10 protein-coding genes and 1 pseudogene are annotated in these 13,200 nt (G+C 56.9%); 7 read left to right on the forward strand and 4 right to left on the reverse strand.

The window, feature by feature from the left end; translation table 11 throughout:
* Nucleotides 1–566: 566 nt before the first annotated feature.
* Nucleotides 567–956 (forward strand): hypothetical protein, encoded by a 390-nt coding sequence (locus HHJ16_RS06380; protein ID WP_293641667.1) that lies wholly within the window; start codon nt 567–569, stop codon nt 954–956.
* Between the two features lie 32 nt (nt 957–988).
* Here the strand turns inward: HHJ16_RS06380 and HHJ16_RS06385 are convergent, their stop codons facing one another.
* The 4 genes from HHJ16_RS06385 to HHJ16_RS06400 form a co-directional block, all read right to left on the reverse strand.
* The gene (locus HHJ16_RS06385; protein ID WP_293641669.1) at nt 989–1,939 is read right to left on the reverse strand and encodes an LD-carboxypeptidase; all 951 of its coding nucleotides are present in this window, start codon (nt 1,937–1,939) and stop codon (nt 989–991) included.
* Nucleotides 1,940–2,013: 74 nt separating this feature from the next.
* The gene (locus tag HHJ16_RS06390; RefSeq protein ID WP_293641671.1) at nt 2,014–2,304 is read right to left on the reverse strand and encodes a DUF6587 family protein; all 291 of its coding nucleotides are present in this window, start codon (nt 2,302–2,304) and stop codon (nt 2,014–2,016) included.
* Complete coding sequence (locus HHJ16_RS06395) at nt 2,304–4,190, reverse strand: ferrous iron transporter B (RefSeq protein ID WP_293641673.1); 1,887 nt, start codon at nt 4,188–4,190, stop codon at nt 2,304–2,306. The genes HHJ16_RS06390 and HHJ16_RS06395 overlap by 1 nt, the downstream gene beginning before the upstream one ends.
* Nucleotides 4,191–4,210: 20 nt before the next feature.
* Complete coding sequence (locus HHJ16_RS06400; RefSeq protein WP_293641675.1) at nt 4,211–4,510, reverse strand: FeoA family protein; 300 nt, start codon at nt 4,508–4,510, stop codon at nt 4,211–4,213.
* 224 nt (nt 4,511–4,734) lie between these two features.
* Between HHJ16_RS06400 and HHJ16_RS06405 the strand changes: the two are divergent.
* The 6 genes and pseudogenes from HHJ16_RS06405 to serA all read left to right on the forward strand — a co-directional run.
* A pseudogene (locus HHJ16_RS06405) lies at nt 4,735–5,022 on the forward strand (hypothetical protein); the annotation flags it as partial.
* Nucleotides 5,023–5,173: 151 nt separating this feature from the next.
* Nucleotides 5,174–5,575, forward strand: a complete 402-nt coding sequence (locus HHJ16_RS06410) for a hypothetical protein (RefSeq protein WP_293641677.1) — start codon at nt 5,174–5,176, stop codon at nt 5,573–5,575.
* Nucleotides 5,576–5,648: 73 nt separating this feature from the next.
* On the forward strand, nt 5,649–6,986 hold the full coding sequence (locus HHJ16_RS06415; RefSeq protein ID WP_293641678.1) for a TolC family protein: 1,338 nt from the start codon (nt 5,649–5,651) through the stop codon (nt 6,984–6,986).
* Complete coding sequence (locus tag HHJ16_RS06420) at nt 6,983–8,623, forward strand: efflux RND transporter periplasmic adaptor subunit (RefSeq protein WP_293641679.1); 1,641 nt, start codon at nt 6,983–6,985, stop codon at nt 8,621–8,623. Before HHJ16_RS06415 ends, HHJ16_RS06420 begins: the two co-directional genes overlap by 4 nt.
* Nucleotides 8,620–11,790, forward strand: a complete 3,171-nt coding sequence (locus HHJ16_RS06425; protein ID WP_293641681.1) for an efflux RND transporter permease subunit — start codon at nt 8,620–8,622, stop codon at nt 11,788–11,790. Before HHJ16_RS06420 ends, HHJ16_RS06425 begins: the two co-directional genes overlap by 4 nt.
* Nucleotides 11,791–11,962: 172 nt before the next feature.
* Entirely contained in the window at nt 11,963–13,192 is a 1,230-nt protein-coding gene (gene serA / locus HHJ16_RS06430; RefSeq protein ID WP_293641682.1) for a phosphoglycerate dehydrogenase, read from the forward strand.
* Nucleotides 13,193–13,200: the final 8 nt, after the last annotated feature.

The following is a 13,200-nucleotide window of genomic DNA, read 5'->3' on the forward strand; positions in this document are numbered from 1 at the left end:
CTCCCCCACTCGAATTGGCGCGCGACTTTCGAAAAAATGCCCCAATGCCAAGCTGGCCCGCCCACCTGCACGGCACGCGCCATTTTCAGCGGCATGTTTACTTCGCGCGCTTCTGTGCTGGAGTCGTAAACCGGCAGCGTCTCGGAGGATTGCACTTTGGTCCGTTGCCCGTTGATACAGTGCGCGGGATAAGCGGTCACGGGCTTGGTCATATCAATCCTGGCGTCCTCATAAAGTGAAATAAATAGGGAAAGCGCGACGCGTAACGAATAGATCGGCCATCGGGAATTCCCAAGGGCCGGCTCGCAACTATTGGTAATTTCCAACTTTCACTAATTTAGCTCAAAATATTTAAACACTGTTCAAAAGCAGAATCCACTTCACATTTAGTTACTAAGTCTTTGATTCATTTGTTGTTTTACGTTAACCAATTCACGTAAAACCTGTTGCGTTAAGGAAAGGTCAGTTTTAATCTAGTAAAAGAGCTCGGGGGATCAGGTTTACCGAACCTCCCGACTTACCTTCCACGCTACGCCGGAAGCAAGCCCGACAGAAAGTTTTACCCGATGCAATGGTTAAAGCCGACCTTCAAGAGCAGCCTGATGGCCTTACTAGGCTCTCGTGATACCACGCCTTCCACTCTGAAAAATAGAACCGAAGACATTCGCCTTTTTATTCTGGATGAGCTTGGTGAATTTGGTGAAAAGAACTACCCCAAGGTCATACGGCATGTGCGCTATGCTCTTGACGCTCAAGGGCTGTGGTACGCGCGCGGCGATGTGATGGCCGTGCTGGCCGCAGTGCATGGAGAATACATTGCACGTGAAAAAGTAGGCCGCATCACTGAAAAATTCGAGGGGCTGTTGCCCCGCGGCCTGACCTCCAGGCCAAGCCCATTGACCGTTGACCTACAAAGCAGCGCGATTCAGCAAGGCTGCGATCCAGTTCCGCGCTGATTTACTTCTGGGCATAGGCAGGCCCGCAGAAACTAATGCTGATGGCCCCAAAGCAAAAAGGCGTCTCGGCCCTCCACGGCCAGCGTCGTTTGGTGGCCAACAGGCAGTAACACTTTGGTGGCGACATGGCCAAAAGGCAGTCCAGTTAGCACGCGCGCCTTGATTTGGCGGCGAAGCCAGGCGACCACCGCTGCCAACTTGAAACCTTTGTCGTGAGGTACCAGCTTGTAGTTGGTGAACTGTCCGAAAATAACGGCTTTTTGCTGCGCCAGTACGCCCGCATGCAACAGCTGCGTGAGCATGCGCTCGACCCGGTATGGATGCTCACCGACGTCTTCGAGAAACAAAATTCCACCTTTAACGACTGGCAGATAGGGTGTCCCCACCAGTGATGACAAGATCGCCAGATTACCGCCCCAAAGCATTGCATCTTTAATACTAAATTTAGCGGTGGCGCCTATTGGAGCGTCTTCAATCGCGGTCGACTTGATAGCAACTTTAGGCAATTGCCAACCCGTGCCCTCGCCCTGTCCCGTGATCAGGTCTTCAAAACAGGCCTCCATGATGTCATCTGGCGGGGCTTCAGTGCCAAAGTCTTCGCCGAGCGCGGGTCCAGCCCAGGTCACCGCACCGGTTTGGGCCAGCAACGCCGTCTGAAACGCTGTGAAGTCACTTAATCCAACAAACTGTGTACCCTTTGCAATAGCCTTGGCCACTGCTTTGTAGTTGATGCGCGGCAGGATTCGAGTGAGGCCGTAACCGCCGCGCGAAATCAGCGCGACATCGGCACCGCTGGCTGCCGCGCGATGAATGGCGGCGAGACGGGTGTCGTCGTCACCGGCAAAACGTTGATGGGTTGCCAATGCGGCTTCGTCAATTTCGACTTCATAGCCCAAGAACTCCAGGCGCTTCACCCCGCGTTTGAAGCTCGCTTTGTCGCGCACTGCGCTGGAGGGCGAATAAATATAGATATGGTTTTTCACCGATTGAGTATCCCACTGCTTGGCCTTGGGCCGCTGTGTGCCCCAAAGAGTCAAAGCGCAGTTCGTCAGTTTATTTATAACGGCGGGGTCGAACGCTCGATCGACGTGGAAGAGATATTGGTTTTTTTGCTGGCAGACACTTTGCCGCTTGGCCCACATTGGCGGCATGCACTGCAACCGTCCGAGCAAGAAGGTGGTGCTGGTTTTTCTGTTTCAAATCTTTGCGCGATCATGGGCCAGCCAAACTGCTTTGCAATACCGGCGAACCCCTTGCGTAAAAAGCGCTGGATGGCCGGCGGTGTGTATCGTTTTGCCACCAGCCAGAAAGCAAAAACGACAATTATCCCGACGATGAACTCCTGCATTACACCCCTCCAAGCAATACGCGGCTTATGTGATAGGTCGCTAACGAGCCAAGATACGCAAGAGCAAACATATATCCTGCCATGACCAGTGCGGGTGTCCAGGAATTGGTTTCTCGCTTGACAACCGAAAGAGTGGAAATACATTGCGGCGCAAACACGTACCACGCCAGCAAAGAAAGTGCGGTTGGTAACGTCCATGTCGCCGCGATCATTGGCGTCAAGGTGGTTGTCAGCTGGTCACCGGTGGCAGAAAGCGCATAGACCGTGCCTAGCGCCCCCACTGCAACCTCACGGGCTGCCATCCCAGGAATTAGCGCAATCACGATCTGCCAGTTAAAACCTATCGGTGCAAAAAAACCTTCTAAGGAATGCCCCAGTCGTCCGGCCATGCTGTATTGGATTGCCGGACCAATGGCACCCGATGGCGGCGCCGGAAAACTCGATAAAAACCACAGCAGAATCATCAACGACAAAATGATGGTGCCCACGCGGCCGACAAATATCTTGGTGCGCTCCCAGAGCCCAATGATCAGGTTGCGGAGATTTGGCCAGTGGTAGTTTGGCAACTCCAGCATCAGGGGCTGGTAGCGCCCCTTGCCGATAGTCCGCTTGAGAACGTAGGCTACTGCCATTGCGGACGCAATTCCTGCGATGTACAAAACAAAAAGCACCAGCCCTTGTAAATTCAAAACACCAAGCGATCGGTCTGGAATAAATGCGCCGATAACCAAGGCATAAATTGGCAAACGCGCTGAACAGGTCATCAGCGGGGCGATCATGATCGTGGCCAAGCGGTCACGCGGATTTTGGATAGTCCGCGTCGCCATGATGCCGGGCACAGCGCAGGCAAAACTAGAGAGCAGCGGGATGAAGGCTCGGCCAGAAAGGCCAACGCTGCCCATCAATCGGTCCAGCAAAAAGGCAGCACGCGGGAGATAGCCTGAATCTTCGAGCAAGAGGATAAACAGGAAAAGAATCAGGATCTGTGGCAAAAAGACCAGCACGCTGCCGACGCCGGACAAAATACCGTCAACCACTAGACTGCGCAAAATACCGTGCGGCATAACCGCCTGTACGCTTTGGCCTAGGCCATCGACAGCGCTCTTTATCAGATCCATCGGCCATTTTGACCAGCTGAACACGGCCTGAAAAACCAGGAACAGGATGACGCTCAAAACGACATAACCGAACACCGGATGAAGCACTACAGCATCGATTTTGTCGCCGATAACATGCTCGCGACCTTCCTTTGTGATGACCGCGTCCAGAATACGCCGGACCTCGCGTTGTGTGGCTTCAAGGCTTGCGATATTGTCAGCATTGAATTGCGCCAAGTTGTTGACTGCAATGTCACTTGACTTAGGCTCCGGCAACAGGGTGTCAAGCTGCGCAATCAGCGCTGTCTCGCCACCCGGCGCGGTCGCCACGGTTCGAACCACGGGAATACCCAACTCCGCCTGTAGCTTATTCGTGTCAATCACCAAGCCACGCTTTTCAGCAACGTCCACCATGTTCAGCGTCAGTATTGTCGGACGCTTCAGGCGCAGGACTTCCAGGACCAGGCGCAAGTTCAAGCGCAAATTCGTTGCATCGACAACCAGCACAATGACGTCTGGCGGCGTCTCATCTGCGCGGCTGCCGAATAATACGTCTCGCGTTATGGCCTCGTCAGGCGTCATCGCATTCAGGCTGTAAGCGCCAGGCAGGTCAACGATTTGATAGGTACTTCCCGCTGCAGACGTGAATTTCCCTTCCTTGCGCTCGACCGTCACACCGGCATAATTTGCGACTTTTTGCCGGGCACCCGTCAGTCGATTGAACAGCGCGGTTTTACCGCAATTGGGATTTCCGACTAATGCAAGCCGCAACTGGTGGGTGGTGCTCATAGGGAGTCGGCTAACGACTGTTACGCAGCCAGTAGAGCTGGTCGTTCCACCTGAATCATTGCGGCTTCGTGACGCCGTAACGCAAAAGTGGTGTTGCCAAGTCGCACTGCCATCGGGTCACCACCCGGAAATGACTCTGCCACGACTCTAACTTTCTCGCCCGGAGCGAAACCGAGCTCCAGAAGCCTCGTTTTAATGGCCAACTGGTCTGGCCGCTCGACGGACGCCACTCTCGTCACGGTTGCGCAATCACCCTTTTTCATCAAGGCAAGGTGGTCTACGTTGTCCCGCACAAGGTTAGCAGGGAGAGTCGCAATCATCGTGAGCTTTCGATAGTTGACAGAATTTGCAAAGTGCACGGCGTTGTTTTGCAGCTCAGCAAAGACAGTAATGTACCATGCGAATGATAGTTATTCTCAATAAACCAAAGAGAAATTTATTCAAAACGTCGAAAACGATCTCAAAGGGCCATGACGTTCCATTTCCCCTTAACTTTGCCGATCTATGCAAGTTGACAGATGGATTCCAGCGGCCCACTCTTGTGCGCGCCAACATTGGATTCCCGATGGGGGCGATGGGAACCGACACGGCGCTAGAAACAGCCGACGCGGCTCTAATGAACAACGATTTACGCAAGATTCCGACCTTCATCCGTTTGTCGCAAGCCACCCACTCGGTGCTGGTCCAAAACATCAGCTTGGCCGTGGGTATCAAAGCATTATTTTCGGCGCTTGCCCTGAGCGGATCAGGCCCGACGTGGATGGCTGTGATTGCCAACGTCGGCGCGAGTTTGCTGGTGGTTTTTAATGCATGGAGACTGCTTCGAAAGTAGCGGCTGGTCGCAGTCAGCCGTGCAAGCACCCAGAGCTGAGATTCAAACGAGGTTTAAGACTTTTTTCGACAAAACGTGCACATTTATATAGACTGATGCGCTAAAGATCCCGCATAAACCCATAACCCGAATCGATCGATTAACCTCTTGCATGACCTGGAATCGCCGCCATCGCTTCGTCACAGTGCTCCTCGCGCTTGGGAGCTTTCTATTTATGCAGTTGGCAATGGCGAGCTATTTTTGCCCGGGCGCGGCAGGTAACACTGATGGGCAGAACACCTCAATGGCGCAGGTCGACATGCCGTGCGCGGAGACCATGAGTCTGACCATGGACAGCGAGCAACCCAGCTTGTGTCATGCGTACTGCAAGGCTGACTCACAGACCGCCGGTGCGTACCAAGCGCTTGGATTGGCGTCTTTTCCAGAACTGGCAAGCGAGTTCCCGATCGCCCGCGCCTTCCCCGCATCCTCGGGTGTTCTCCTGCAAGCGCCTCTTCTGATGCGCACCACGGCGCCTCCATTGGCCGTGCGTCACTGCTGTTTTCGCATTTAACTTCTCCAGCTTCATCGTGCTTGCCTGAGCCTGCGAATTGCTCCGGCCGTTTTTCTTGCTGTCTGGAGGTTTTATGTTGTCTGGTTATTTAATTCGAAGCGTTGCAGCGGCCGCGCTGCTGGCCCAAGTCACAGCGCCGCTCTGGGCCACTGAGCCCTTGTCCTTGCGAGAAGCGCAGCAACTCGCGGCCGCCCGATCTCCGCAACTGGTTGCGCAGGATGCGCTCGTCAGGGCAGCGCGGGAAATGTTAATTTCGGCGGGCCAACTGCCCGATCCGGTACTCAAGCTCGGCATCGACAATCTGCCCGTTAATGGCTCCGATAGCCTGAGCCTGACGCGCGATTCATCGACCGCCCGTCGCATCGGCATCATGCAGGAGTTTCCGCGGCAGGAAAAACGTCAGCTTAAAGCGGAACGCTTTGAGCATGAGTTGCAGCGTGCCCAGGCGCAGCGTCAAATGGCACTGGCCAATATCCAGCGGGACACGGCATTGGCTTGGATCGAACGCTACTATGCGCAAAACATGCGCGCGCTACTGTTGCGGCAGCTCGGGGAGACGCGCTTGCAGGTAGAAGGCGCGGACATCGCCTTCCGCGGTGGCAGGGGCACCCCGGCCGACGTGTTTGCTGCGCGCACTGCACTCATCGGTCTTGAGGACCGGTTGAGCCAGATTGATCGGCAGACGCGAAGCGCCAGCCTGCTGCTTGCTCGCTGGATCGGTCCGGATGCCGACCGCCCTCTGTTGGGACAACCCGACTGGGAAAACCTGAGAGACAGAGACAGCCGCAGGCTCGACTCGATATTTTCTACTGAGCAGCTGAAGCAACAGCCAGAGCTGGCCGTGCTGGCCGCGCAGGTGGAAGCTGCCGAAACAGAGGCTCGTCTGGCCCAGGCCAACACCAGGTCGGACTGGAGTGTCGAAGCGGCGTACAGCCAACGCGGTCCCTCTTTCTCCAACATGGTTTCACTGGGTGTTTCCATCCCGCTGCAATGGGACCCAGCACATCGTCAGAAGCGTGAGGTGGGTGCCAAATTGGCATTGGTGGAAGAGGCCCGCGCCGTCTATGAAGACAGGCTGCAAAGCCGAGAGGCCGAAGTGCGCGGTCTTCTCAACGATTGGCAAAGCGGCATCGAGCGGGTTTCCCGCTACACCAGCCAACTGCTTCCCGTTGCCGGAAACCACAGCGAAGCGGCGCTAACGGCCTACCGCATCGGCAAGAGCGATTTGGCCAACGCACTGGCTGCACGGCGCGATGAAATCGAAACCAGCATCCAGGCGCTAACCCTGGAATTGGAAACGGCTCGTCTGTGGGCGCAGCTTAACTATCTGACGCCCGACAACGCCCAGACGAACGGCGCCACGCCAGCCCCAATCCCAACCCTCCCAGTTTCTGTGAAAGAGCAACCATGAACTCCAAAAAAATTCTGGTCGTGGCATTGACGGCAACTGGCTTGATCGCGTCCATAGGATTTGGCGGCTATGGTCTGTACGCACTTGGCATGAAACGCGGAATGAGCGCAACCGGCGCACAACCTACTTCGTTATCGACCGTGCCCGTCCAAAGTCCCCGCCCAATCGCCGGCCCGCAAAGTGTTGCCGAAGGCGAAGAGGCGACTAAACGCCACATCAGCGAAGGCATCAAGGCCGGTGACACCGACCCCGCCAATAACCGCCAGATTTTGTATTACCAGGACCCAATGGTCCCGGCGACCAAATTTGACAAACCGGGCAAATCCCCTTTTATGGACATGATGCTGGTACCCGTCTACGCCGATAGTGGTTCGGACCGGGGTGGCGTCAGCATCAGCCCTCGAATTCAGCAAAACCTGGGAATACGCACCGCCGCAGTCACTCGAGGTCTGCTCTCGCCCGAGCTTTCGGCAGTAGGCAGCATTGCCTTCAATGAGCGCGATCAGGCCATTGTGCAGGCCCGCGCAACCGGCTATGTGGAACGCCTGTATGTACGCGCCACCCTTGATCGGGTGACCAAAGGACAAGCTCTGGCGGACCTGTATGTACCGGACTGGGTGGCCGCACAAGAAGAGTTTTTAGCCGTGCGACGAATGCAGGGACCAGGACTGGACAGCCTGATTGATGGCGCTCGCCAGCGCATGCGTCAGGCCGGTATGAGCGAAGAACAAATCCGCGCCGTGGAAACCCGCGGCCAGACCCGCGCTCGTTTCACGATGACCGCTCCAATCGGAGGTGTGGTCACCGAGCTTGCGGCACGCGAGGGTATGACGGTGATGCCGGGGACGACCTTGTTCCGCATTAACGGCCTGTCTTCCGTCTGGGCTAACGCCGAGGTGCCCGAAAGCCAGTCAGTGCTGTTGCGGCCTGGGACCAAGGTGCAAGCCCATAGCCCGGCCGCACCCGGCGTCGACTTTGACGGCAAGGTTCAGGCCATTCTGCCGGAGGTCAATGCCGCCACGCGCACGGTGAAAGCGCGTCTGGAATTGGCCAATCCTGATGGCCGGTTAGTCCCCGGTATGTTCGTGTCGATGCGGTTTGCGGACCTGCGCGCCGAAAAGGTCTTGTTGATTCCCACCGAAGCGCTGATTCAGACCGGCAAGCGCGCGGTAGTGATGCTGGCCGAGGATCATGGCCAGTTCCGCCCCGTTAACGTGGAGGCCGGGATTGAAAGCGGCGACCAGACGGAAATAAAGCGCGGACTGGAAGCTGGTCAGCGCGTGGTGGTGTCCTCGCAATTTTTGATCGATTCGGAATCCAGCCTGAAAGGGGTCGAGGCCAGACTCAATGATGCGGCGAAATCTGCGGCTCCCAATACGGAACCCCGGCACGAGGGTGAAGCCAAGGTCGAGGCCGTTGGCCGCGAGGCACTGACACTCTCCCACGGCGCCATCCCCTCGCTGAAGTGGGGGCCGATGACCATGGATTTCAAACGCCCTCCTTCGGCAGCCCTTCCGCCCAATTTAAAAACGGGTGACCAGGTGCGCTTTGAGTTCTACATGGATACCGAGGGACTTCCGCAACTCACCCGCGTGTCACCGCTGGCCCCCAAAACAGCCGCCGGAGCCACCAGGTGATTGCAAAACTCATTCGGTGGTCGATTTCCAACCGCTTCCTGGTAGTGCTGGCTACGCTGGTTGTCAGCGCCTGGGGCGTCTACGCGCTTTTAAGAACCCCGTTAGACGCCTTGCCTGACCTGTCCGATGTCCAGGTCATCATTCGGACCAGCTACCCGGGCCAAGCCCCGCAAATTGTCGAAAATCAGATCACCTACCCGCTCACTACCACCATGCTGTCGGTGCCCGGCGCGAAGACCGTCCGCGGCTATTCGTTCTTTGGCGATTCCTTCGTCTATGTGTTGTTTGAGGATGGCACCGACCTCTACTGGGCGCGTTCCAGAGTCCTGGAATACCTTAATCAGATTCAATCGCGTTTACCCGCAAACGCAAAGACCTCGCTCGGCCCGGATGCGACCGGGGTCGGATGGATTTACGAATATGCACTGGTTGACCGCAGCGGTACCCAGGATGCATCGCAATTGCGCGCACTGCAGGATTGGTTCTTAAAGTACGAGTTGAAGACAGTGCCCGACGTCGCTGAGGTAGCCTCGGTGGGCGGTATGGTGCGCCAATACCAAATCGTGCTGGACCCCGAAAAGCTGGCGGCTTACGGCATCCCGCAAAGCAAGATTGTCGAGGCCGTTCAGAAAGCCAATCAGGAAACCGGCGGCTCGGTGCTTGAACTGGGCGAAGCGGAATACATGGTGCGCGCGTCGGGGTATGTTCAGGGGCTGGATGATTTTCGGAAAATCCCGTTGGTGACCACCAGCGCCGGCGTCTCGGTTCACCTTGGCGACGTGGCGCGCATTCAGCTGGGGCCCGAAATGCGGCGCGGCATCGGGGAACTGGACGGTGAAGGTGAAGCGGTCGGCGGTGTGATCGTGATGCGCTCAGGCAAAAATGCACTGAAAACCATAGCGGCAGTCAAAGAAAAACTCCGCTCTTTGCAGGCGGGGCTTCCGAAAGGGGTCGAGATTGTGCCGGTTTACGATCGCTCGAATCTGATCGAGCGCGCTGTTGAAAACCTGACGCACAAATTGTTGGAAGAGTTCCTCGTCGTCGCGCTGGTGTGTTTCGTTTTCCTCTTTCATCTGCGCTCGGCCTTCGTCGCGATCATTTCGCTGCCGCTAGGAATCCTCGCAGCATTTATCGTGATGTACTACCAAGGCGTCAACGCCAACATCATGTCGCTAGGTGGCATTGCCATCGCCATCGGCGCCATGGTCGATGCGGCCGTGGTCATGATCGAAAACGCGCACAAGCATCTGGAACATTGGACTCACGAGTATCCCGAACAATCGTTGCAGGGACCAGCGCGCTGGCGGGTGATCGGAGATGCCGCAGCCGAGGTGGGACCGGCGCTGTTTTTCTCGCTGTTGATCATCACCTTGTCCTTTATTCCGGTGTTCACGCTCGAAGCGCAAGAGGGGCGACTGTTCTCACCGCTCGCTTTTACCAAAACCTACGCCATGGCGGCTGCCGCTGGTTTATCTGTCACGCTGATTCCGGTCCTCATGGGCTACCTCATTCGCGGGCGCATACCTGGTGAAAAAACCAACCCACTTAATCGCGTGTTAATCGCAATCTACCGCCCCCTTCTGAATGCGGTGCTGCGGGCACCCAAGCTGACGCTCGTGCTGGCAACCGTCGCGTTTGTGCTCAGCCTTTGGCCGCTGCAACACATTGGCGGCGAGTTCATGCCCAGGCTTGACGAGGGCGACCTGCTCTACATGCCTTCGGCGTTACCGGGCCTCTCAGTGGGCAAAGCGGGCGAATTGCTGCAGCAGACTGACCGCTTGATCAAAACCGTTCCCGAGGTCGCCAGCGTATTCGGCAAGGCGGGTCGCGCCGAAACCGCTACCGACCCGGCGCCGCTGGAAATGTTCGAGACCACGATCCAATTCAAGCCGCGCGACCAGTGGCGTCCGGGCATGACGACCGATAAGCTGGTGGAAGAGCTCGATCGCATTGTCAGGGTGCCGGGCTTGTCCAACATCTGGGTGCCGCCCATCCGCAACCGCATCGACATGCTCGCCACGGGCATCAAGAGTCCCGTGGGCGTGAAGGTGGCGGGCTCCGACCTCGCCGCGATCGATCGCGCAACGGCAGACATCGAACGCATATTAAAGGACGTGCCCGGCGTTAGCAGCGCCCTCGCCGAGCGGCTCACCGGAGGGCGCTACGTGAATGTCAACATCCGCCGTGACGACGCGGCACGTTTTGGGCTGAATATCGCCGACGTTCAGGCCGTCATCACCACCGCGGTCGGTGGAGAGAATATCGGGGAGACCGTCGAGGGCCTACAACGCTTTCCAATCAACTTGCGCTATCCCCGCGAAATACGGGATTCCCTTGAAAACCTGCGCAGCCTTCCGATCATCACCGAGCGCGGACAGCGGCTGGTGCTCTCCGACGTAGCCGACATTCGCATCACCGACGGGCCCCCCATGTTGCGCAGTGAAAACGCGCGGCTGTCAGGCTGGGTGTACGTGGATATTCGTGGCCGCGATCTGCGCTCGGCTGTGATGGATATGCAGCGTGCGGTAGCGAAGCAAGTCACGCTGCCACCGGGCTATTCGATTTCCTGGTCAGGGCAGTTTGAGTTTTTGGAGCGGGCCACCGCCAAACTAAAAGTCGCGGTACCGTTCACGCTTCTCATCATCTTCGTGTTGCTGTACCTGTGCTTCGGAGCCTTTGGCGAGGCACTGCTGATTATGGCGACGCTGCCTTTTGCCTTGGTCGGCGGCATTTGGCTGCTGTACCTGCTGAACTACAACCTGTCGGTTGCGGGCGCCGTCGGCTTCATCGCGCTCTCGGGTGTGTCGGCGGAGTTCGGGGTCATCATGCTGCTGTATTTAAAGAGTGCCTGGACTAAGCGCATTGAACAAGGCAAGACCAGCGTCGAAGATCTCATGGACGCCATTCAGGAGGGCGCTGTATTGCGCGTGCGGCCAAAGGCAATGACGGTTTCGGTGATCCTGGCGGGCCTGCTCCCCATCATGTGGGGTGCTGGAACCGGTTCGGAGGTAATGCAGCGTATTGCTGCGCCAATGGTTGGCGGCATGATCACGGCGCCACTGTTGTCGATGTTTGTAATTCCGGCGGCGTATTTACTGATGCGCAGGCCGCGCGATCAGCGCGCGTCGAGGCTGGCATTCTGGAGCCCTCGCCGTGGCACTCCGTGAGCTTTTCGCTGCGCAGAATTGCCCCCGGATCAAACCCGATCTTTTGTAACGCGATAACCACTTTACCTCCATCAAGCGGGCAATCAGCAGGGCCAAATAAGCCGGCGCAGCGTTGAAATCCCACATTCATTCATACTATCAGCCGGATCACTCTTTGAATCGCTAGCCTCTCATGATCAAAACTTCCATCGACAAAAACAAAATCAAGTTTCTACTATTAGAGGGCATTCATCCCTCGGCCGTCGCGGTACTAAAGGCGGCGGGCTACACGCACATCGAAAGCTTCAGCGGGGCGCTGTCGGACGACGAGCTCAAGGTAAAAATCTCGGATGTGCATTTTGTCGGTATCCGCTCGCGGACGCAACTCACGGCCGAGGTGTTTTCCCATGCGGCCAAGTTGGCGGCGGTCGGCTGCTTTTGTATAGGCACCAACCAGGTTGATTTGAACGCGGCACGGGCACGCGGCATCGCGGTGTTCAACGCGCCTTTTTCCAATACCCGTTCGGTCGCTGAATTGGTGCTGGCTGAAGCCATTTTGCTATTGCGCGGCGTCCCCGAAAAAAGCGCGGCAGCGCACCGCGGCGGCTGGCTGAAATCGGCTGAAAACGCTTATGAAATTCGTGGCAAGACTTTGGGTATCGTGGGTTATGGATCCATCGGTACCCAATTGTCGGTATTGGCAGAAGCGCTGGGCATGAAGGTGGTGTTTTTTGATGTAGTCACCAAGCTGCCGCTCGGCAATGCCCGTCAGCTAGCCCAACTGCACGAACTGCTGGCACAGGCGGACGTGGTCAGCCTGCACGTGCCAGAAACCCAAGCCACGCAGTGGATGATGGGTCCGGCCGAAATCGCTGCGATGAAGCCAGGTAGCGTGCTGATCAATGCCTCGCGCGGCACGGTAGTCAAGATTGAGCCGCTCGCCGAAGCGCTACGCCAGAAAAAACTGCTGGGGGCGGCGATTGACGTGTTCCCCGTAGAACCGCACAGTAACAAGGAGGTGTTCGAGTCGCCGTTGCGCGGCCTCGACAACGTGATCCTGACGCCCCATGTGGGGGGCTCCACGATAGAGGCGCAAGAAAATATCGGCGTCGAAGTGGCTGAAAAGCTGGTGAAATATAGCGACAACGGCACCTCGACGTCGTCGGTCAATTTTCCCGAGGTGGCGCTACCGGCGCACCCTGGCAAACACCGGTTGCTGCACATTCACCGCAACGTGCCCGGCGTACTCTCTGAAATCAACAAGGTTTTTTCCGACAATCACATCAACATCGCCTCTCAGTATCTGCAAACCAATGAGGCAATCGGTTATGTGGTGATCGATATTGATGCGGGGCACTCCGACTTGGCGCTGGCCAAGCTGGCTGAGGTGCCAGGGACCATCCGCAGCCGTGTTCTTTTTTGAGCGTGGCG

The organism is Polaromonas sp. (assembly GCF_012927485.1).
In the GTDB taxonomy this organism is placed as follows: domain Bacteria; phylum Pseudomonadota; class Gammaproteobacteria; order Burkholderiales; family Burkholderiaceae_C; genus Polaromonas.